Annotated in this window: 18 protein-coding genes; 6 read left to right on the top strand and 12 right to left on the bottom strand. The window is 70.8% G+C overall.

Annotated features, from left to right (window positions below; all coding sequences use genetic code 11):
• Nucleotides 1–19 precede the first annotated feature (19 nt).
• Together ACFE65_RS03265 and pdhA are read right to left on the bottom strand one after the other, a co-directional pair.
• Entirely contained in the window at nt 20–1462 is a 1443-nt protein-coding gene (locus ACFE65_RS03265; protein ID WP_375380904.1) for a pyruvate dehydrogenase complex E1 component subunit beta, read from the bottom strand.
• On the bottom strand, nt 1462–2508 hold the full coding sequence (pdhA, locus tag ACFE65_RS03260) for a pyruvate dehydrogenase (acetyl-transferring) E1 component subunit alpha (protein ID WP_375380903.1): 1047 nt from the start codon (nt 2506–2508) through the stop codon (nt 1462–1464). Before pdhA ends, ACFE65_RS03265 begins: the two co-directional genes overlap by 1 nt.
• Nucleotides 2509–2667: 159 nt before the next feature.
• Here pdhA and ACFE65_RS03255 point away from each other — a divergent pair, with 159 nt between their 5' ends.
• From ACFE65_RS03255 to ACFE65_RS03245, 3 genes are read left to right on the top strand one after another with little or no spacing between them, the layout of a single operon-like run.
• A complete protein-coding gene (locus ACFE65_RS03255; RefSeq protein WP_375380902.1) occupies nt 2668–3966 on the top strand; it encodes an MFS transporter in 1299 nt (432 codons plus the stop codon).
• Nucleotides 3963–4883: a cysteine synthase A gene (gene cysK / locus ACFE65_RS03250; RefSeq protein ID WP_375380901.1), complete on the top strand. Its 921-nt coding sequence runs from the start codon at nt 3963–3965 to the stop codon at nt 4881–4883. The genes ACFE65_RS03255 and cysK overlap by 4 nt, the downstream gene beginning before the upstream one ends.
• Nucleotides 4883–6361, top strand: a complete 1479-nt coding sequence (locus tag ACFE65_RS03245; RefSeq protein ID WP_375380900.1) for a cell wall hydrolase — start codon at nt 4883–4885, stop codon at nt 6359–6361. Before cysK ends, ACFE65_RS03245 begins: the two co-directional genes overlap by 1 nt.
• Here ACFE65_RS03245 and ACFE65_RS03240 read toward each other — a convergent pair.
• The 7 genes from ACFE65_RS03240 to ACFE65_RS03210 form a co-directional block, all read right to left on the bottom strand.
• Complete coding sequence (locus ACFE65_RS03240) at nt 6324–8132, bottom strand: acyl-CoA dehydrogenase C-terminal domain-containing protein (protein ID WP_375380899.1); 1809 nt, start codon at nt 8130–8132, stop codon at nt 6324–6326. The genes ACFE65_RS03245 and ACFE65_RS03240 overlap by 38 nt on opposite strands.
• Nucleotides 8119–8547 carry a MerR family DNA-binding transcriptional regulator gene (locus ACFE65_RS03235; RefSeq protein WP_375380898.1) on the bottom strand — a complete coding sequence of 143 codons (429 nt, stop codon included), beginning with the start codon at nt 8545–8547 and terminating at the stop codon, nt 8119–8121. Before ACFE65_RS03235 ends, ACFE65_RS03240 begins: the two co-directional genes overlap by 14 nt.
• 31 nt (nt 8548–8578) lie before the next feature.
• On the bottom strand, nt 8579–9103 hold the full coding sequence (locus ACFE65_RS03230) for a hypothetical protein (protein ID WP_375380897.1): 525 nt from the start codon (nt 9101–9103) through the stop codon (nt 8579–8581).
• Nucleotides 9104–9203: 100 nt separating this feature from the next.
• On the bottom strand, nt 9204–9566 hold the full coding sequence (gene hisI / locus ACFE65_RS03225) for a phosphoribosyl-AMP cyclohydrolase (protein WP_375380896.1): 363 nt from the start codon (nt 9564–9566) through the stop codon (nt 9204–9206).
• A gap of 87 nt (nt 9567–9653) precedes the next feature.
• A complete protein-coding gene (locus tag ACFE65_RS03220; RefSeq protein ID WP_375380895.1) occupies nt 9654–11834 on the bottom strand; it encodes a TonB-dependent receptor in 2181 nt (726 codons plus the stop codon).
• Between the two features lie 91 nt (nt 11835–11925).
• On the bottom strand, nt 11926–16068 hold the full coding sequence (locus tag ACFE65_RS03215) for a translocation/assembly module TamB domain-containing protein (RefSeq protein WP_375380894.1): 4143 nt from the start codon (nt 16066–16068) through the stop codon (nt 11926–11928).
• Entirely contained in the window at nt 16065–17981 is a 1917-nt protein-coding gene (locus tag ACFE65_RS03210) for an autotransporter assembly complex family protein (RefSeq protein WP_375380893.1), read from the bottom strand. Before ACFE65_RS03210 ends, ACFE65_RS03215 begins: the two co-directional genes overlap by 4 nt.
• A 196-nt stretch (nt 17982–18177) precedes the next feature.
• On the opposite strand from ACFE65_RS03210, the gene ACFE65_RS03205 reads away from it, so the two are divergent.
• Nucleotides 18178–18366 (top strand): hypothetical protein, encoded by a 189-nt coding sequence (locus ACFE65_RS03205; protein WP_375380892.1) that lies wholly within the window; start codon nt 18178–18180, stop codon nt 18364–18366.
• A 29-nt stretch (nt 18367–18395) separates the two neighbouring features.
• On the opposite strand, the gene ACFE65_RS03200 is transcribed toward ACFE65_RS03205, so the two are convergent.
• Complete coding sequence (locus tag ACFE65_RS03200; protein WP_375380891.1) at nt 18396–19001, bottom strand: helix-turn-helix transcriptional regulator; 606 nt, start codon at nt 18999–19001, stop codon at nt 18396–18398.
• A 113-nt stretch (nt 19002–19114) separates the two neighbouring features.
• Here ACFE65_RS03200 and ACFE65_RS03195 point away from each other — a divergent pair, with 113 nt between their 5' ends.
• On the top strand, nt 19115–19291 hold the full coding sequence (locus ACFE65_RS03195) for a hypothetical protein (RefSeq protein WP_375380890.1): 177 nt from the start codon (nt 19115–19117) through the stop codon (nt 19289–19291).
• A complete protein-coding gene (locus ACFE65_RS03190) occupies nt 19288–19617 on the top strand; it encodes a hypothetical protein (protein WP_375380889.1) in 330 nt (109 codons plus the stop codon). The genes ACFE65_RS03195 and ACFE65_RS03190 overlap by 4 nt, the downstream gene beginning before the upstream one ends.
• A gap of 7 nt (nt 19618–19624) precedes the next feature.
• Here the strand turns inward: ACFE65_RS03190 and ACFE65_RS03185 are convergent, their stop codons facing one another.
• Nucleotides 19625–20494, bottom strand: coding sequence for a hypothetical protein (locus tag ACFE65_RS03185; protein WP_375380888.1), 870 nt, complete (start codon nt 20492–20494; stop codon nt 19625–19627).
• Entirely contained in the window at nt 20464–21705 is a 1242-nt protein-coding gene (locus ACFE65_RS03180) for a TIGR04063 family PEP-CTERM/XrtA system glycosyltransferase (RefSeq protein WP_375380887.1), read from the bottom strand. The genes ACFE65_RS03185 and ACFE65_RS03180 overlap by 31 nt, the downstream gene beginning before the upstream one ends.
• Between the last annotated feature and the right edge of the window lie 41 nt (nt 21706–21746).

The following is a 21746-nucleotide window of genomic DNA, read 5'->3' as shown; positions in this document are numbered from 1 at the left end:
AATACGCAAAGACATGGTCTCAGCGGTAGCACACCTTCTTCACCGCGCTCACGACCTTGTCCGACGTGACGAGCGCCAACTGCTCCAGGTTGGCGGCATAGGGCATCGGCACGTCCTCGTTCGTCACGCGCAGCACCGGCGCGTCGAGGTCGTCGAAGCCGTGCTCCATGCAGGTGGTGATGATCTCGGACGCGATCGAACAGGTCGGCCAGCCCTCCTCCACGACCACCATCCGGTTGGTCCTGGCGAGGCTTTCGAGCACGGTGCCGCGGTCGAGCGGGCGTAGCGTGCGCAGGTCGATCACCTCGGCGTCGATCCCCTCGCCGGCCAGCTTCTCCGCCGCTTCCAGCGCCAGCCCGACGCCGATCGAATAGCTGACGATCGTCACGTCCCTGCCCGCGCGCATCACGCGCGCCTTGCCGATCGGCACCACCCAGTCGTCGAGCTTGGGCACCTCGAAGCTGCGGCCGTAGAGCAGCTCGTTCTCCAGGAACACGACCGGGTCCTCGGTACGGATCGCGGCCTTCAGCAACCCCTTGGCGTCCGCCGCATCATAGGGCGCGATCACGATCAGGCCCGGGACACTGGCGTACCAGGGCGCGTAATTCTGCGAATGCTGCGCGCCCACCCGGCTGGCCGCGCCGTTGGGGCCGCGGAACACCATCGGGCAGCGCATCTGGCCGCCGGACATATAGTTGGTCTTGGCGGCCGAGTTGACGATGTGGTCGATCGCCTGCATCGCGAAGTTGAACGTCATGAACTCGACGATCGGCCGCAAGCCCCCCATCGCCGCGCCGGTGCCGATGCCGGCGAAGCCGTATTCGGTGATCGGCGTGTCGATCACGCGCGTATCGCCGAACTCGTCGAGCAGGCCCTGCGTCACCTTGTACGCGCCCTGATATTGCGCGACCTCCTCGCCCATCACGAAGATGCGATTGTCGGCGCGCATCTCCTCTGCCATCGCGTCGCGCAGTGCCTCGCGCAGCGTCTGGCGCACCATCTCGGTGCCTTCCGGTATCTCCGCGTCGCTCGCCGCGTCCTTCCGCGCCGCGTCGAACAACTGGCGCGCGCCGGTCTCCGCGTGGTGCGGTGCGGGCTGTTCGGGGGAGGCGCCGGTCAGCGCGGGCGGCATGCTCTCGGCCACCTGCTCGCCGCCGCCGATCGCCTTTTCCGCGGGGGCGGGCGCGGGCGCGGCGCCGGCTTCCTCGCCCTCCTCGGCCCCCTCCTCGCTGAGCGTCATGATGACGGTGCCGACCTTCACGTTGTCGGTGCCCTCCGCCACCAGGATGTGGCCGACGATGCCCTCGTCGACCGCCTCGAACTCCATCGTCGCCTTGTCCGTCTCGATCTCGGCCATGACGTCGCCGGACTTGATCGCGTCGCCCTCCTTGACCAGCCATTTGGATAACGTGCCCTCCTCCATCGTCGGGGAGAGCGCGGGCATCTTGATCTCGATCGGCATCAATAGGTTTCCACCAGCACGTCGGTGTAGAGCTCGGCCGCATCGGGCTCGGGCGTCTGCTCGGCGAAGTCGGCGGCCTCATTGACGATGCGGCGCGTCTCCGCCTCGATCGTCTTCATCTGGTCGGCCGTCACGCCGCTTTCCTCGAGCATCTTCTTCACCCGGTCGATCGGGTCGGACTTGTCGCGCACCGCCTGCACCTCGTCACGGCTGCGGTATTTGGCGGGATCGCTCATCGAGTGGCCGCGATAGCGGTACGTCTTCATCTCGAGGATGATCGGCCCCTTGCCGGCGCGCACCCAGGCGAGCGCCTCCTCCGCCGCGCCGCGGCAGGCGAGCACGTCCATCCCGTCGACCTGGATGCCGGGGATGCGGAAGCTCTCGCCGCGGCGATACAGCTGGTCCTCGCTCGACGCGCGGTTCACCGACGTGCCCATCGCATATTGGTTGTTCTCGATGACGTAGATGACCGGCAGCTTCCACAACTCCGCCATGTTGAAGCTCTCGTACACCTGGCCCTGGTTCGACGCGCCGTCGCCGAAATAGGCCAGGCAGACGCCACCGTCGCCGCGGTACTTGTGCGCGAAGCCGAGCCCGGTGCCGAGCGACACCTGTGCGCCGACGATGCCGTGGCCGCCGTAAAACTTATGCTCGACGCTGAACATGTGCATCGAGCCGCCCTTGCCCTTCGAGATGCCCGCCTGGCGCCCGGTCAGCTCGGCCATCACGTCCTGCGGCGGGATGCCGCACAACAGCATGTGGCCATGGTCGCGGTAGCCGGTGATGACCGAGTCCTTCTCGGACAGCGCGGACTGCAGCCCGACCGCCACCGCCTCCTGGCCGATGTACAGGTGACAGAAGCCGCCGATCAGGCCCAAGCCGTAAAGCTGCCCCGCCTTCTCCTCGAACCGGCGGATCAGCAGCATGTTCTTGTAGAAGGACATGAGCTCGTCGCGGCTGGCGTCATAGGGCGTCGGATCGGCCGGACGTTCGTGATTGGGGACCGGCGGCTCGGGGGCGGGACGGACGGCGGGGTTCTTGGCCAAGGCGTAAGGACCTTATCCTGGGAAGATGTCGCTATAGGCGCGGGGAAGGCGGAAGGGCAACGGGCGGGACCCACGTCGACGCCAACGGAGCAAGCGACGACGCAGCGAGGCGCGAAGGCTGTTCCCCTGCGGCCCGCGCCCGCCTATGGCCACCCCCTGATGGACGCCCCTCCACACCCGTTCCGCATCCCCAACTTCCGCGCCTATTGGGCCGCCCGGCTGGCGATGACGCTGGCGCAGAACGCGATGATCATCGTCATCGGCTGGCAGGCCTATGCGATCGCGCGGCGGACGATGGACCAGAGCCACGCCGCCGCGCAGCTCGGCCTGATCGGCCTGTGCCAGTTCCTGCCGCTGTTCCTGACGACGCCCGTCACCGGGCTGATCGCGGACCGGTTCGACCGGCGATACATCGTCCGGATCACCGTGTTCCTGCAACTGCTGTGCGCGGCCACCTTGGGGTACGCGACCTGGTCGGGTGCGATGACGCTCGGGATCGTGTTCACCGTAGCGGTCCTGCTGGGACTGGCGCGCGCGTTCGCCGGGCCGGCGTTCGGCGCGCTCGCCCCCAATCTGGTACCCAAGGAGGTGCTGCCCACTGCGATCGCGCTGTCCTCCACCTCGTGGCAGGCAGGTGCGATCGTCGGCCCCGCGATCGGCGGCTATGCCTATTCGCTCGCGCCGAGTGCCGCCTACATCGTCGCCAGCGTCCTGTTCGCGGTCGCCTTCGTCGCGGTCCTGCAGATCACGCCGGTGCCGCGCCCCAAGCGACTGGTGGGCGTCCATCCCCTGCGCCAGATCGTCGACGGGCTCGTCTATGTCGGCCAGAACAAGCTGGTGCTGGGCTCGATCACGCTCGACCTGTTCGCGGTGTTCCTGGCAGGCACCAGCGCGCTGCTCCCGATCTATGCCGCCGACGTTCTGCACGTCGGCGAACGCGGGCTCAGCCTGCTAGCCGCCGCCCCCGCCGTCGGCGCCGCGATCACGGCGGCGATCTTCTCCTTTCGGCCGATCAAGACCAACGTTGGCCCCAAGATGCTGGGCGCCGTCATCGTCTATGGCACGGCGACCATCGTGTTCGGGCTGTCGACGGTCATGCCGCTCAGTCTCGCGGCGCTGGCGGTCGCGGGGGCGGCGGACATGTTCTCCGTCTACATCCGCAGCACACTCGTCCAGCTTCATACCCCCGACGCGATGCGCGGGCGGGTGGGCGCAGTATCCCAGCTCACCATATCGGCCTCCAACGAGCTGGGGGAGGCGGAGTCGGGCTTCCTCGCCTCGGCGCTCGGCCCGGTCGGCGCGGTGCTGGTGGGCGGCGGCGGCGCGATCGTCGTCACAATGCTATGGACCTTCCTGTTCCCCGCACTGCGCGCGGCGCGGACCTTCGATCCGCCGTCGTCGTTGATCGACCTGCCCAAGACGGGGGGCAGAGACCTGGAACTGGAGATCACGCCATGAAGGCCGAAACGATCCTCGACACGATCGGCGACACGCCGGCGATCCGCGTCCGCAAGCTGTTTCCAGGCTCGGAAGTGTGGATCAAGTCCGAGCGGTCGAACCCCGGCGGCTCGATCAAGGACCGCGTCGCGCTGGCGATGGTCGAGGCGGCGGAGGCGGACGGTCGGCTGGCGCCCGGCGGCACGATCGTCGAGCCGACCAGCGGCAACACCGGCATCGGCCTCGCGATGGTCGCCGCGATCAAGGGCTACAAGATCGTGCTCGTGATGCCCGAGAGCATGAGCCTCGAGCGTCGCCGGCTGATGCTCGCCTATGGTGCGACCTTCGACCTCACCCCGCGCGAGAAAGGCATGAAGGGCGCGATCGAGCGCGCGATGGAGATCGTCGCCGAAACGCCCGGCGCGTGGCTCGCGCAGCAGTTCGAGAACCCGGCCAACATCGATGCGCACGTCCGCACGACGGCGCAGGAGATACTGACCGACTTCGCCGACACGCCGATCGACGTCATCATCACCGGTGTCGGCACCGGCGGGCACATCACCGCCGCGGCGCAGGTGCTCAAGAAGGCGTGGCCGGCCCTCAAGGTCTTCGCGGTCGAGCCCGCCGCCTCGCCGGTCATCGCCGGCGGCCAGCCCGGACCGCACCCGATCCAGGGCATCGGCGCCGGGTTCATCCCCAAGAACCTGCACACCGACCTGCTCGACGGCGTGATCGAGGTGGATGCCGCGGTCGCCAAGGACATGGCGCGCCGATCGGCGCGCGAGGAGGGCATGCTGGTCGGCATCTCGTCGGGTGCGACGCTGGCGGCGATCCTGCAGAAACTGCCCGACCTGCCCGACGGCACGCGGGTGCTGGGCTTCAACTACGATACCGGCGAGCGCTATCTGTCGGTGCCGGACTTCCTGCCGGAAGCCTGATGAAGGCGGACATCCGCGGCGACCCCGCGGCCGCCGTCCCCTCCGACCTGCTGGACCTGGCGACCGACACCCGGGTGCGGCGGCTGGCTGGTGGGCGCGCGGGTCCGGTGCGCGCTAACCGTCGCATCCGGCTCGCCGTGTCGCTGATCGGCGCGGCCGCGATCGTCCTGCCGGCGGCGACCGTTCGCTTCGGCCCGGCGCGACATCAGCCGTATCAGTTGCTGGTCGCGATCCCGGGCAGGGTGATCCCCGTGGCCGAGCTGCCGCCGGTCGAGCCGGTCGAGATCCGCCTCCTCGACCCCGATGCCGCGCGCGCCTTCAACGCGACCGTGCCCTTCTCCACCGATCCCAACCCCGCGGCGCGCCCGTTCCGGCCGGCGGGCACCGCCGACGACCTGGCGCGCGCGACCGACTGTCTCGCCGCCGCCGCCTATTATGAGGCGGGGGACGATCCCGCCGGCCAGCGCGCGGTGGCGCAGGTGGTGCTCAACCGCGTCCGCCACCCCGCCTTTCCCAAGACGGTGTGCGGCGTCGTGTTCCAGGGATCGGAACGGACCACCGGGTGCCAGTTCACCTTCACCTGCGACGGGTCGCTCGTCCGCTACACGCCCACGCCCGACAGCTGGAAACGCGCGCGGGCGGTCGCGACGGCGGCGCTGGCGGGGAAGGTGGACGCGGACGTCGGCTATGCGACGCATTACCATACGAACTGGGTCGTGCCCTATTGGCTCGCCAGCCTCGACAAGATCGTCGCGGTCCATACCCAGCTTTTCTACCGCTGGACCGGCTGGTGGGGCACGCCGCCCGCCTTCAATCGCCATGCCGAGCCCGCCGAGGCGGCCGTGCCGGCGCTGGCCCGGCTGTCCGACGCGCATCGGACCGGGATCGCGCCGCAGGATCCGCTCGTCGATCCGGCGGTGGCGGGCGATGCGCCGGTCGGTGCGGTCGATCCGGCGGCGCTCGCGGAGACGCTGGGCCAGTTCCTGGTGACCTTGCCTGCCGGGCTTCCCGCGGCAAGCTGGCCCGCGTTCGCGAACCGGCTGTGCGGCGCGCGCGTGCAGTGCCGGGTGATGGCCTGGCGCGACAAGGCGCATACCGCGACGACGCTGCCGCTCGAGGTGGTCCAGGTCGCCGCGATGCAGTTCAGCTATGTCCGCGACCGGACCATCGGCTACGACCGGGCGTGGTGGAACTGCCGTGACGCGCCACGGCCCGATCCGCGCCAGTGCATGAAGCGGCAGGTGCTGATCGGCTTCGGAGCTTCGGCGGACCCGGCCCCGCCCGTCGCCACCGCACCGCCTGTTTCGACCGGAAGCGCGACGCCGGCCGCCGTGTCGCCGATCCTGTCCGGCCTACGCCGCACGGGTCCGTCCGACCCAGTCGCCGCGCCGGCACCAACCGACCCGAAGGCCGCCCGCCCGGGCGAGCGGCCCCGCCCGCTCACGCCGCCAGGAACATCTCCGGCGGCAGCGCCATGATCGCCTCCGCCCCGCCCTCGATCTTGCGACGCAGCGCGCCCGTCTCGGGCAGGACACGCTCGGCGTAGAAACGCGCGGTGACGAGCTTGGCGTCTAGGAACGCCGGTCCGAAGGCCGTATCGCCTTCGACCTTCAGCCGTGCGGCGGCGACCGCCATGCGCAGCCACATCAGCCCGATCGCGACGACGCCCATCGCCTCCATGTAACTGTACGCGCCCGCGCCGACGTTGTCGGGGTTCGTCATGCCGTTCGCCATGAACCACATCGTGGAGGCCTGCAGGTCGCCGAGCGACTTGCCCAGCCGCTCGGCGATGTCCGTGGTGGCAGGATCGCCCTTCGCCGCCGCGACCTCCTCGGTCACGATGCGGAAGAACGCCTGCACCGCGCGGCCACCCTTGTAGGCGAGCTTGCGGCCGACGAGGTCCATCGCCTGCACGCCGTTGGTGCCTTCATAGATCATCGCGATGCGGGCATCGCGGACGTACTGTTCCATGCCCCATTCGGCGACATAGCCATGGCCGCCGTACACCTGCTGCGCCTGCGTCGCGACGCGATAGCCGATGTCGGTGCCATAGCCCTTCACCACCGGGATCAGCAGCCCGATCAGGTCGGCCGCCATCTCCGTCTCTTCGGGCGTGCCCGCATCCTCCTCCAGATCGACCTGCAACGCGCCCCACAGGCACAGCGCGCGCAGGCCCTCGGTCAGCGCCTTGGCCTCCATCAGCATGCGGCGCACGTCGGGGTGGACGAACAGCGTGTCCGCCTTTTCCGCCGGCTCCTTCGCGCCGGTCAGCGCGCGGCCCTGGCGGCGGTCGTTCGCGTAGGTCACCGCGTTCTGGTACGCGACCTCGGCGACGCCCAGCCCCTGCAGGCCGACGCCGAGCCGCGCGGCGTTCATCATGATGAACATGGCGGCGAGGCCCTTCATCTCCTCGCCCACCAGCCAGCCGGTCGCGCCGTCATAGTTCATCACGCAAGTCGAATTGGCGTGGATGCCCATCTTGTGCTCGATCGAGCCGCAAGTGACGGCGTTGCGCGCGCCGAGCGAGCCGTCCTCGTTCACGATCACCTTGGGCACCACGAAAAGGCTGATGCCCTTCGAGGAGTCGGGCGCGCCCGGCGTCTTGGCGAGCACCAGGTGGATGATGTTCTCCGTCAGGTCATGCTCGCCCGACGAGATGAAGATCTTGGTACCGGTGACCGCCCACGATCCGTCGGCATTTGGCTCCGCGCGCGTGCGGATGAGGCCCAGGTCGGTGCCGCACTGCGGCTCGGTCAAGTTCATCGTGCCGCCCCACTCGCCCGACACCAGTCTGGGGACGTACATCGCCTTCTGCGCATCCGATCCCTTGGCGATCAGCGCCGCGATCGCGCCGTGCGTCAGCCCAGGGTACATGGCGAACGCCATGTTGGACGAGATCAGATACTCCTGGAACGCGGTCGACACGACGTGCGGCATCCCCTGGCCGCCGAACTCGGGCGCATTGCCCAGCGTCGCCCAGCCGCTCTCGACATATTGCCGGTACGCGTCCTTGAACCCGGCGGGCGTCGTCACGCTGCCGTCGGGGTGGCGGGTGCAGCCCTCCCGGTCGCCCGATTGGTTGAGCGGGAACAGCACGTCCGCGACGAACCGACCGCCCTCCTCCAGCACCGCGTCGACGATGTCGGGGCTCGCCGCCTCGAACCGTGGCAGGTTGCCGTAGCGTGGCAGGCCGACGACGTGCTCCAGCACGAACCGGGTGTCGCGGACGGGCGAATTATAGCTCGGCATGATGGGTTTCCGATGATCGGGAGGATTGGGTCGCCTCGATGGTGTTGACGAAGGCGGACAGTTCGGCGATGGCAGCGTCGATGTCGCTGCGCTGGTTCTCGAGCGCCACGATCCGCTCGCGGCAGCGTGTCGCGGTCAGCCGGCGCTGGGCCGCGCGGCCGTCGCCGACGTCGTACAGGTCGATCAGCTCGCGGATCTCGGCCAGGCTGAACCCCACGCGCTTGCCGCGCAGGATCCACGCCAACCGCGCGTGATCGCGGGCCGAATAGATGCGCTGCATCCCCCGACGCTCGGGATCGATCAGCCCCTCGTCCTCATAGAAGCGCAGCGCGCGCGCGGTGACCCCGAACTCGGCCGAGAGGTCCGAGATCGAGTAGCTGGTGCGATCAACCGCGGAAGCGAGGCTCAGCGCCATGACCGGCACGTAGCTGACGTTGACGTAAGCGTCAACCGCCGCAGAGTGGGTTGCCCTTGCCGTCCACCTGCGCTGTGGCTTCGGCGGTTCCGTCGCTCAACCGCTCGACGTCGAGTGCTGCCAGTGACGCGCGCCCCGTGCAGCGCCGATCGCAGCCGGGGGGCAGCTCGGCAGGCAGCACGATCCGGTCGCCCTCGAACCGCGCGGCGACGCGGCATGGCTCCCCGTCGAGATTCATGTCGAGGCTCATGTCGAGCCGGTCGCCCGAGCGGGTGGCAGTGCCGCGCGCGGTGCAGCCCTGACCGTCCTCGAACCGGACGAGGACGCCGATCCGGTACGCGCCCGCGCCGCCGGGCACGACGCACAGCCGGTCGTTGTCGCGCCCGTACGAACCGATCGGGTCGGCGTGGGCGGGGTCGGCGACGACGCCGGCCGCCTGCGCCGCCGCCTCCAGCCGGTCGCCGGGCGTGTCGCCGTGGGCGGGGACCGAGTGCCGCTGGTGGCAGCTTGCGAGCAGCGCTGCTGGGATCATCGCCACGATGAGCACCGCCCTCATTTCCCGTCACCCCGGACTTGATCCGGGGTCCCGCTTCTTGTCCCCGCCCGAGAAGAAGCGGGACCCCGGGTCAGGCCCGGGGTGACGGGGAAGGAGAAAGTCACTCCACCCCCACCAACCCGTCACCCTCGATCCGCCGGAAGAAGCACGAGCGCGCGCCGGTGTGGCAGGCGGGACCCGCGGGATCGCAGATCAGCCAGAGCGCGTCCTGGTCGCAGTCGATCCGCAGCTCGCGCACGTGCAGCATATTGCCCGAGCTCTCGCCCTTGCGCCACAGCCGCCCCCGGCTGCGCGACCAGAAATGCGCCTCGCCTGTCGCGCGGGTGGCGGCCAGTGCCTCGGCGTCCATGTGCGCGACCATCAGCAGTTCGCCGGTCGCGCGGTCCGTGACGACGGCGGTGACGAGGCCGGCGGCGTCCCATTTGGGATCGAGCACCAGCCCCGTGTCGCGTCCGTCGCTCATGCGCGCAAGCGACCGGCCGGCGGGGAAGGAGCGGCGGCGGACGGGACGTCGGGCATCGCGCCTGTTACCCCGCCGCGCCGCGGCCCGCTACAGGTCCTTGGTCAGGCCGACGAAGAAGCCGCGGCGTGCGCCATATTGCGGCGCGCCGACGCCGACGCCGGTTCCGTCGCGGATCTCGTAGATATGATCGCCGGCGTTGATGACGTCGAACCGCATGCCGACACCCGGATGGGCGAGGTGGTAGGAGACCGACAGGTTGACGACCGCATATTGCGGAAGCTTCGCGCCATTGGGCACGTCGCCGTCCGCGCGCAGGCCCGATCCGTACAGCGCGTCGCCGCCGACCTTAAGCCCCGTCAGCCCGCCCGACCGGAAGCTGTACGAGATGCCGCCTGACGCGGTGTAGGTCTGGTCGTGGTCGAGGTAGATATAGTGGTTCTGGATATAGGCCAGATCGGCCGGATCGAAGTCGAACTGGCTCGACGTGATGTCCTTGCCCTGCGCCTTGGCATAGGCGAAATTGGCATAGGCGAGCAGACCGTGCGCGGCGTAGCTCGCGTTCGCCTCGACGCCGTGGATGTTGCCGCGGTAGTAATTGAACGGCGTCAGCACGATGGGCGCGCCAAACTGGCCCTCGTCGATCAGGTTCTTGGAATAGCGTAGATAGCCGTCGACGCCGACGGTGAACGCGGCGCTCAGCTTCTGCTGGATGCCCAGATCGATGTAATGTTGCCGCTCCGCGAACGGCGTCGTGTTGACGAGCGATGGCGCGGCGGCGCTGGTGCCCTGGAAGCTCGCGACGCTGGTCGTCGCGACGAGCTCGAACGGCGGCGGCGAGAAATAGCGTGCATAGCCCAGATGCACCGTCGTGCCGTTCTGCTGGTAGACGAGGTTGGCGCGAGGGCTGAACTGCTGCTCGCAGCGATAGCCGCAATAATGGTCGAACCGGCCGCCGATGTTGAACGTCAGCGGCTTCGCGAGCTTGATCTCGTCCTGCAGGTACACGCTTTCCGTGACCTCGGTCTGGCCGCCGCTCGCGACGATGTTGATCGGCTGCCCGACCTGGTTGCCGTTGCCATCGACCGCGAACACCGCCGTGTTCGTGGCGCTGGTGCCGCGATCGCGGGTCAGCAGCACGCCGCCGCGCAGCGTGTTGGTGTCGTCCAGCCGGTAGGATGCGTCGAGCTGGCCGCCGATCGTGAAGTCCTTCTTGTACGCCTGCTGCGCCTGGCCGTTAAACAGCAGCTCACCGAGCGTGTCGGGGCGATAGCGCAGCGTCGAATAGCGGCCGAACAGCGACGCCTGATACGTCAGCGGTCCGTTGTCGTGAAGGAACGCGAACTGGCCGAACGCGGTCTTCTCGATCTGCCGCTCGTTGAGATTGTCGGACAGGAAGTTGCTCTGCCCGCCGACCGAATAGGTCCCGTCTGGCTGAAGACCCCGCGGATTAGGGATCTGGAAATACTGGTTCGAATAGCCGCCGACGAACGACACGCGATTGTTCGCATCGATGATGTGGTCGACATAGGCAAAGGTCTGATACTGGTCCGTATTGTCGTGCTTCGCCGTCCGGTCGCCATTCACGTTCTCGATGCCGAGATCGTCGTGGCGATAGTCGCCCGACACGAAATAGTTGGTGCTGCCGGTGCTGCCGCCATATTCGATCGACGGCTCGATCATGTCGTGGCTGCCGCCATAGATCGACACCGAGCCGCCGTTGTTGAACAGCCCGCTCTTGGTGGTCACGTCGATGATGCCCGCGGTGCGCAGGCCGTATTGCGCGGGCAGCGCGCCCGTCAGCAGGCTGAACCGCTCGACCAGCCGCGGCGATAGCGTCTGGCCGAAGACCGCGATCCCCTCGGGCAGGATCGTGCCGTTGATCCGGTATTGCAGGTTGTTGTGGTCGTCGCGGACGTGGAACTGGCCAAAACCGTCCTGCACGACGCCCGGCAACTGGAGGATGATCTGGTTGAACTGCTGGTTATCGCCGCCGGGCAGCGCCTGGATCGTCTCGTTGGTGACGGTATAGCTGGTCGCGCCGAGCGACGGCTGGATCGCGGCGCGCGCCTCGTCGAGCCGGCGCCCGGTGACGACGACGTCGCGCGATGCGGCAGGCGTCGTCTGGTTCGGGGCCGCGTCGCCTGCGGTCTGACCGGACGAGGCACCGGCCTGCGTCGCGGGGCCGTCCCCCGTGGGCGCCACCTGCGCCAGCGCGCCGCTCGCCTGCAGTGCGAGGACGCTCGCCGTCAGACCCATCAGTATCTTCATCTATCGCCTTCCCTGACCAAGACCGGCCCATGGAATATGATACGTTGTATCACAATATAAAATATCGTCATGTTGAGGGCCCTGGACGACGTTAGTAATCTTTCGAGACGCGCACGTTGCCGCTGGTCCGCCCGAGCGTCGAGACGCTCGACAGGATCGACAGCCAGCGCGTCACCTGGAACTCGGCCTGCGTCGCCGAATAGCCCTGCCCGTCGGTCACGACCTCCGCGTACAGCCGCCGCGTGACGTATTTGCCCGCCGCGACCGACGTGCCCTGCCCGGTCTGCGGATCTGCGGGCAGGATGCGCAGCCGGTCGAGCCCCGCGACACGGCGCACCGCGTTGATCGGGTCGAGCCCGCCATGACCGCCCTGCAACGCCGCCACCGCCGAGGCGAGCTGCAGCGCCTGCGGCGCCTGCAGGCTGGTGATCGAGGTGCCGAACAGCAGGCGGGACAACAGCTCGTCCTCCGGCAGCGCGGGCACGCTGGTGAAGCCGATCTCGGGCTTGGCGGCGGTGCCCGTCACGCGGATCGTCGCGTCGAGATCGCCCGCCGTGGTGTCGGCGGCGATGTCCAGCGCCGGATTGGCCGGAGCCTCGCCGGTGAAGCGGATCACGCCGCGGCTGAGCTGGAACTCGCGGCCCGCGAAGGCGACGTCGCCGCGGACCAGCGTGGCGCGGCCCGTGATCGCCGGGTTTGCCGGATCGCCGCCGATCGTCAGGTCCGCCGACCATTCGCTCGAGAGGCCCAGGCCGCTGACGAGCAGGCCCTGCACCGCCCGGGCGTGCAGCGCGAGCTTCCACGGCGCGGCGGGCGCCTCGTCGATCGCCTCGTCGCCGCCGGGCACGTTGATCTCGCGGATGGCGAGGTGCGGCACGGCGGCGGCAGCGCTTGCCTGACCGAGCCTGTAACGGCTGCGGTCGAGCACCACGTCGCCCGAGATCGTCCCGCCGTCGCCGGCGGAGCGGAAGGCGAGCGCACCCGTGACTGTTGCGGCGATGTCGTCCCGCGCGATCAGCACCGCGTGGTCGGCCTTCAGCGACAGGTCGAGGCCGACGCCGCGCGTCGCCGAGAAATCGAACCGGCCCGCGCCCGTCACCCGGCCGCCCTTGCCGGCGTCCGCGCTCAGCCGGTCGATCGACAGTCGCGAGCCTGAGAAGGCGCCGCTCGCCTGGACGTTCGTCAGGACGGTGCCCGTCGTCGCGCTCTCGATCCGCGCGCCGTCCGCCCGCACCGTGCCGCGGATCGCGGGATCGGCGAGCAGTCCTCCGGCGTCGGCGACGATCGCGATCGGGCCGGACAGGTCGAACAGCTCGGTGCCCGTCAGCCGCCATAGCGTGTCTGCCGGCCCGGCATAACGCAGCTGCGCGGCGAGCGTGCCGCGGGCGAGCCGGGTCGCGAGATCGCCCGTGCCGGTGGTGGTCACCAGCGCCTGCGCCCGCCCGATCGTCCGCCCGCCCGCCGCCATCACCGCGCGCACGCCCAGCCGCTCGGGTGCCAGCACGCCGGCCAGCCCGACGCCTATGGGGGTCGACGTGCTCGCCAGGCCGGACCGGGTCAGCCCGCGCAGCGTCATCCCGATCCGCCCCGTTGGCGCCTGGCCGGGCGCGGCGGCGAACGACAGCGTGCCCCACGCGCTGCCCCCAAGCCCCAGCCCCGGATAGCCGATGTCGAGGATCGACAGCGGCATGGCGGTGAGAGCGGCGCTGCCCGACAGCGCACCGCCGGCGATCCGCCCCTCCAGCGCAGCCTCGCCACCTGCGAACGACAGCCTGGCCGGTTGCAGCCGCCAGCCGCCGCCGTCCGGCGCGATCACCGCGGGCGCGAGCAGGCGCAACGGCCGGCCGTCGAGCGTCCCCTGCGCCGACGTCTCGTAGCGGTCGGGCGCGATGCGCGTCGTCGTCTGGATGTCGAACGCTCGGCCGCGGCTGCCGGCGACCTCGGCACGCAGCTCGCCCGTCCCCCCGGCAAGGGCAAGATGCGCGGCGAACCGGCCCAGCACCAAGCGACCGCGCCGCAAGCCGCCGCCGGTCGCGGTCGCCTCCACCCGCGTGCCGGCGGGGTCGAGCATCGTCGCGACGTCCAGATGCCCGCGCCGCAGCACCGCCGCGCCGCTCAGCGCCGCGCCCCCCAAAGCTGCACGATCGGCGTCGAGGTGCAACTCGATTCGCTGGACCGTGCCGACCGGGTGCAGCAGCAGCCTGCCCGCCAGCCCGCCGCCGCCGATCGCCAGCGCGCCGTCGAAGCCTGCGTCGACGAGTCCCACCGTGCCGCTCGCCCGCGTCCCGGCAACCGCCAGTTGCGCGACCTGGATCGCGGCCTGACCGCCCGGCGGCAGCGCGATCTCGCCGGCGCCCGCGAACGGCCCCAGCCGCGAGTCGCCCTGCGCCCGGAACGCGAAGCCGGCCGGATTCGGATCGAGGTGCAGCGCCACATCGGCAAGGCCCAGCGCAGCGCTCGGGCGGGCGAACACCAGGTCGAGCGTCGGCTTGTCGATCCGGCCGTCAAGCCGCAGCGTCAGCGGGCCGTAGCTCCCCTGCGTACCGCCGCCCGCGAACTGGAAGCTGCCGTCGCGTCGCCGAAGGCCGGTGCCCGCCAGCCGGATCGTCGGCCCGGTCAGGACGAGGTTGGACAGGTGCAGCACGCCGTCGGGCGTCCGCTCCAGGTCGGTGACGAGGCTCGGCAGCCCGCCCGCCAGGCTCCGGAAGAAGCCATCGTCGAGCCGCACCATCCGCGCCGTGCCGCGCCCGATCACCCGCGTGCCATGGCCGCCCGGCCCGGGCACCACGCGAAGCTGCGTCACGACGTCGACGATGCCGAGCCCGGGAATCAGGTAGCGGCCGAGCGCGCCGTTGACGCCGACGTGGAAGTCCCCGTCGTCGAGATCGACGGAGAGCGCGAACGTGCCGGTCAGCTTGTCCGAGCGGAAGCGGATCGCTTCGCCCGTGACCAGCTTCGACGTGACGTGCAGCACGCCGTCCGCCGTCAGGTTGCGCAGGATGCCGCCGGCGACGTCGCCCACTCCTGTCACCCGCGCCGCCGTCAGCCGGATCGGCACCGCGACGGGCGCGGCGGACCAGCGCCCGCTGCCGCTCGCGCGCACCTGATCGAAGCCGGTGTCGTCGAATGCCAGATGCTCGGCGACGAGCGCATAGTCGAACCGCGTGATCGCGAAGGCGCCGTCCAGCCGCATCGCGAGCGCGATCGCGCGGCCGGTCATGTTGGGGAACAGCGCCGCGGGCCGGACGAGCTGCGCGCGCAGCCGCACGTCGCGCCAGGCGCCCGCCCCGAGATCGATGCTTCCCTGTGCGCCCAGCACCAGCGACGGCGAGCGCAGCGCCAGCGTGCCGGCCACCACGCGGTCCGCCAGCGTCGCCCGTCCGTCGACGGCCACGCGCGGGCTGGTCATCGCGGCGAGCTTGCCGGTGGTGACGAGCGACGGCGCCGCGACGCCCGTCAGGCGGTAGGCGCCCGCTTGGTTGGACAGCGCGAGGTCAAGCAGCGGGCGGCCGTTCGCCTGCGCCGAGGCATGGCCCCGCCAGGCGCGCCAGTCCCCCTGCCCCGCCACATCGAGCGCGAGCGCGCGGCGCACCCCAATCATCCGCGCCAGCACGCCGTCGGCGCTGCCCCGAACCGTCGCGGCGAGATCGAACCGGTCGCGCTCCGGCTCGGCGTCCAGCCGCGCGTGGATTCGATCCGTCCCGTCCACGACCGCGTCCAGCCTGACCAGCGCCCGCCCGGCATGAAGGTCCGCGCTCGCCGCGATCCGGCCGGTGCGCGCGATGCCCGTCACGCGGGGCGCCAGGTCGAGGCGATCGACGACCAACCGCCCGATCAGAATGTCGAAATCGGGCAGCGTCGACGGCTTGCCCGTCTCGCGGGTGTGCAGCGGCTTGAGGACGTTCGCCTGCGGGATCGCGAGCGAGCGGATCTCCAGCCGGCGACGGAACCAGCGCAGCGGGCGCCAGTCGAGTCGCGCGACCGGCACCGCCAGCACCAGTCCTTCGGGATCATAGACCCGTACGTCATGCAGGCTCGCCGCCGCATAGATCGACCCGTCGATCCGCCCGACCGTGAAGCGCAGGCCGTTGTCGGTGCGGATGCGCCCGATCGCATCCGCGACCAGCCGATGCCCCGGCCCGGTGTCGACCAGCGCCGTTGCCAGCGCGATCAGCCCCAGCAGCGCGGCGAGCACCCCCGCAATACGACGCAGCCACCGGGCGGCGCTCCTCAAAACGCCTGTCCCAGCGACACATAGACCGCGATCCGCTTGTCGCCCGGCTGCGGGTTGATCGGCGTGCCGACGTCGAGGCGGATCGGGCCGAAGTTGGAATAATAGCGCACGCCCAGCCCCGTGCCGTAGTGCAGTCCGCTGATCGGCGGCAGCTCGCCGGTGGAGATGGTGCCGGCGTCGAGGAACGGCACCAGCCCGAAGCTGCCGAACGTCCGCACCCGGGCCTCCAGCGAGAACTCGGTCAGGCTGCGGCCGCCGATGGGGTCGTTGTTGACGTCGCGCGGGCCGATGTCCTGATAGGCATAGCCGCGCACCGACGCGCCGCCGCCTGCATAGAAGCGCCTGGACGGTGCCACCGCGTCGCGCGGTGCGCCCAATATGGTGCCCAGCCGCACCCGCCCCGCGATCACCACCCGCGCGCCCGCCGACCGGTAGGCGCTGGCATCGATCTGCGCGCGCGCATAGCCGAACGCCGCTCCCTCCAGCGACAGCTCGGGGCTCAGCCGCCCGCCCAGCCGGAACCCGCGCGTCGGGTTGAGCAAGTCGTTCGACCCGTCGTAGGTCAGGCTGGTCGGCGCGGCGATGATGAAATAGGTCTGCCGCCGCGGCGCGCCCGTGTCGACGATCGTGTCGCGCTCGTCCGACGCGACCAGCTCGCCACCCAGCGACCACGTCCATTTCTTCTGGAAGAAGATATTGGTCTGCCGCTCCAGCGTGCCCGACAGCGTCAGCGTCCGTGCGTCATAGGCGTCGCGGATCGTGTGTGCGGCGTCGAGCTGCGCGGTCAGCACCCGGTCGCGCCCCTCGAAATTGTTACGGCGGAAGACAACGCTGCCCGATTGCTCCAGCGTCCCCAGCACGCCGCGCAGCGTCAGCGCGCCCTCGGGCGGGAACAGGTTGCGGTGCGTCCACGACAGCTCCGCCCGCGCGCCCTCGCCGGCGCCATAGCCAAGCTCGCCCGCGATCGTGTGCGGCGGCGCGCGCTCCAGGTGGACCGCGACGTCCACGGTGCCCGGCGCGCTCCCCTCGACGGGCTTCACGTCGGCGACCGACACCAGCCCGGTCTGGATCAGCGCCCGTTTCAGGTCGACCAGCTCCGACGCGTCATAGGTCTCGCCGGGCCGGAACCGGGCGATGTCGGCGACATGGTCGGCGTCGAAGACGTGGTTGTCGGGGTTGGCGGTGATCCGCCCGAACCGCCGCGCGCCGCCCGGCGTGACCGCCAGCGCCAGCGTCGCCGAGCGGCTGGCGCGGTCGAGGACGATCTCGGGCTGCGCCACGACCGCGAAGGGATAGCCGGAGTCGGTGATCCGGGTCAGCAGGCCCGCCTGCGCCGCGGCGATCGCGTCGGCATCGACCGGATCGTTCGCCTTGACGCGATAGGCGCCACGCAGCGCCGCCGCGCCGTCCATGCTCGCGAGGCCGGAGACTGTGACGCTGCCGAACCGGTAGAGCGCGCCCGGCGTGGCGGCGAGGACCATCACCGGCCGCGCCGCTGCCGACCGATCGATCCGCGTCGCGACCTGAGCGTCGTAATACCCTTCCGCGCGGAGCAGGTCGACGAGCAGGGCCGCATCCTCGCGCGCCCGCCGGTCGAGCTGGGCGGCGTTGGCGACGTCGCCGCCGTGGAGCCGCAGCGCCGAGGCGCCGTCGAACCGTTCGCGCAGCAGCGGCGTCCCCGCCGCGCCCAGCCCGTCGAGCCGCACGCCGTAACGGGTGTCCCCGGCCGCGCGGGTCGTGGCGGCCGCCGCCGCGGGCGCGCCGGGCGCGGTCGCGAGGTCCGGCCAGTCGACGCCGATGCCGGGCAGCGGCGCCATCACCGCCGAGCCGTCAGGCGCAGTGGTCGCAGGCCCGTCGCGAGCCGGTTGCCCGGCGGGAGTCGTCTGCCCCCAGGCCGGGGCGGCCACGATCATCCCGGCCGCGCACCATCCCGCGCCGGCCCTGCGTGCCCGCAACCACATGACCGGTCCCTAGCGTGGCAGGGTGGGCGACGACAGGGGGTCGCGGACGGCGTTCAGCGAACCGTGCCGTTCATGCGGCCGATCGCTGGCCGTCAGCACGACCCTGCGACGCTGGCATGGCGCGGCGGGACGTGGCAGGAGCGACGAGATGGCCGAGCCTGTTCCCCCGCCTCCCCCCCCCGCCTCGGCCGGCGGCGCGCTGATCGCGTTGGGAGCGATCGGGGGCGCGGCGGTCGGCTTTTTGATGGGCGAGGCGACGCCGGGTTTCCTCGTCGGCACGGGGCTCGGCATCCTTGCTTCGCTCGCGATCTGGTGGCGCGAACACCGGCGGGCGTAGCCTTCCGGCGGGCGTAGCCTTCCCGCGCGTCACCGCACCGCGCGTGACTGCCAGACGACGCGGCCGATCACCTCCACCGCGTCCGCCGCGACTGGCGATGCCGAAGGATTGTCGCTCGTCACCATGATAGCCCCGCCGCGGCGCGCGACCCGCTTCACCAGCGTCGCGCCGTCGATCCGGATCACGAACACCCGCCCCGTCGCGGTGACCCGCCGGTCGCCCTGGTCGACGAGCAGCAGGTCCCCGTCCGCGATGCCGGGCGCCATCGAGTCGCCCGTCGCCTCCACCAGCGCGACGGCGCCGCGCACACCGATCGACCGCAGCATCTGTGGCGGAAAGTCGATCGCGTCCACGATCCGATCATCGTCGTTGAGCGCGCCCGGCCCCGCCGACACGCGCGCATCGAGCCGCGGCACGGATACCAGGGGCAACGACGCCGCCGGCTTCGGCCCACCCAGCACCGCCTCTTCCACGCCGAAATAACGCGCCAGCAGCGCCCGGTCCGCCTCCGCCAGCCGCCGCGGCGAGCCGCGCTTCACGAACTGCTGCAGATACGCCTCGTTGCGCCCGATCAGTCGCGACAGCGACGACAGGCTCTCTCCCTCGCCGGCGGACACCAGCGTCGCGAGCGCCACGCGAGGATCGTCGTCAAACACCCACGACAAATAGCTCTAGGATTTTTCCTAGACAAGTTGGATTTGAGAAAAGAACAAAGCGGGTACGGAAACCGGAGTCGAAAGGATGCCCCATGTGCCTGATGGTCAAGATCGACCGCTACCTGCGCCAGACCAACATGCGCCCCACAACCTTCGGGCGGCTCGCGATCAAAGACCCTCGCCTGGTCCACGACCTGCGGCGCGGACGCGAGTTGCGACCGCGGACCGTCGCACGGGTCGAGGCGTTCCTGTCCGGAGGACCAGCATGACCACGCCGCCTCGCACTGGCGCGCAGAGCGATCCAGCCGTCATTCTCCTCCGCACGCTGCTGGCGAGCGCGCCGCTCGCGTCTGCGGCCGAGCTCGTGGAGATGACCAGCACGAGCTGGGCCAGCGCGACCTTCGTCGGGGCGCGGCACGTGATCCGGCTGATCGCCTGCGACGACGACGCCTTGGCGATCTGGCTCGCCGGCCTGTCGGAGGCGCAGTTCCGACTCGGCAGGCATCTGCTGGTCGATTTAGCGGTCGCGAGCGTGATCCGGAGCGGGACGATCGCCGACATCGCGATCGAGGCGCTGACGATCGAAGACGCCTGAGGCGGGTTCAGCCGCGCATCGCGAGCCGGCGCAGCGAGCCCAGCGTTTCGGCCAGCGATCCGCCCGGCTCCGCGCCGACGGCCTCTGACTCCGGCGGGGGAGCCCGTTCGACCGTCGAAACGGGCCTGCGCCGTGCGCCGCGCTCGAGCCGGGCGAGTAACGATTCGATCGTGTCCTGCCGGTCGCGCACGTCGGCGCCCAGTTCGATGCTGTCGATGCGCTCGCCCGGCGCCAGCGGCGGCGATGATGCCAGCGAGGGGATGGGCGACGTAGCCGGTCGCGGTGAGGCGGCGACGACTGCCAGCGGCGCCACTGGACGGGCGGGCTCGCGCGGCACGTCCGGGATCGCGGCGGGATCGATTGCGGCGAGCGCGGTATCCAGATCCGCCGGCAGCGCGCGATCGTCGGCGGACGGGACCGACTGTTCAGCGGCGACGATCGACAGAAAGGGGGCGCCCAGGTCACGCTCGGCCAGGATCGGCGGGCGCGGTGGCGCATCGGGATGCGAGTCGGCGCGGCGCACGGCCTGGCCGCCAGGAAGGCGCTTTGGGCGACGGGTCGGCAGGCGCAGCGAGGGCAAGCCTGTCGGCACGCGGCGGTCGCCCGCCACCAGCACCAGTATCGCCCACGTCACCGCGGCCACCAGCAGGCCGCCACCGGTCGCCAGCACGGCACGCGCCGTCAGCCCGAGCGGCGGCGCGGCGGCGTTGACCAGCGCGGCGACCCCGCTGTGCCCGACGACCGACTCCAGCAATCCGGCGGGTCCGGCGAGGCAGGCAAGCGCGACGGTCGCGCCCGCCACCGTGCCGCCGACAGCGGCGAGTGTGGGCGGAGCGAAAGGCGCTGTCAGGCGGGGAGTATCGGTGCGTGCGACCATGGAGCGTCCACTGAATGATGGCCAGCAAGTTGCTGGTAAACCGGCCAGTAACGCGAAATGTTTGACGCCCAGTTACGGTCTGCCTCGACGAACGCGCGGGCACGGGCGCGGCGCGCGTCCCATCCGCTGCGGTCCGCCAGCAGGTCCGCCAGCGCGGCGGCGATGGCGGGCGGCCGGTCAGGCGCGAACAGCGTGCCGGTGTCGCCGTCCCGGATCAGCTCGCGGTGGCCGCCGACGTCGGACGCGGCCACCAGCCGACCCTGCGCCATCGCCTCCAACGGCTTCAGCGGCGTGACCAGATCGGTCAGCCGCATCCGCTTGCGCGGATAGGCGAGCACGTCGACGAGGCCGTAATAGCGTTCCACCTGCGTGTGCGGCACCCGGCCGGCGAAGCGGATCTGCCCCGCGACCGGCGACGCCGCCGCCTGCGCCCGCAATACCGCCTCCATCGGCCCGCCACCCACCAGCAGCAGCCGCGCGCGCGGGCGGGCGGCGACCAGCGCGGGCATGGCCGCGATCAGGTCGTCGAGCCCCTCGTAATCGTAGAAGCTGCCGATGAAGCCGATCGTCTCGGCATCCTCCAGTCCGAGCTCGGCCGCGAGCGCCTCGTCGCGCGGCGGGGCTGCGCCGAACAACGTCAGGTCGACGCCGTTGGGCGAGACCACGATCTTGCCCGGATCGACGCCGCGCGCGATCAGGTCTCCGCGCAAGCCTTCGCAGATCACCACGACGGCGTCGGCGCGGCCGACCACCCAGCTTTCGAGCGCGCGTGTCGCGCGGTAGCGGAGCGATCCCTCGCGGCCCGTGCCGTTGCCGACGGCCGCGTCCTCCCAGAAGGCGCGGATCTCGTACACCAGTGGCAGGTGCCGCTGCCGCGCGACCCGCAACGCCGCCAGTGCGCCCAGCACCGGCGAATGCGCGTGGAGGATGTCGGGCCGAAACGTGGCGACGGCCGCGTCCACCCGGCGGGCCAGCGCGGCGATCTCCGCCGCCTCGCGCAGCGGGAACGGCAGCTTGGGGGGCATGGGCGTGCGGTGGAACGTCAGCCCGTCGATCGTCTCGCACGTGGCCGCACTCTCGCCCTGCCGCGCGCCGGTGACGGCAGCGACCTGCCATCCGCGCGCCTGCTGCGCCGTCAGGATCGCGCGGGTGCGGAAGGTGTAGCCGCTCTGCAGCGGCAGGCCATGATCGAGGACGTGGAGGATGCGCATGCCGCAGCTTGTGCCAGCGGCCGCTTAACGGGCCGTCAACC

Origin of the sequence: uncultured Sphingomonas sp., from assembly GCF_964237335.1 — a bacterium.
In the GTDB taxonomy this organism is placed as follows: Bacteria; Pseudomonadota; Alphaproteobacteria; order Sphingomonadales; family Sphingomonadaceae; genus Sphingomonas.
The sequence above is the reverse complement of the archived record's forward strand: the minus strand, read 5'-3'. Positions and strand labels throughout refer to the sequence as shown.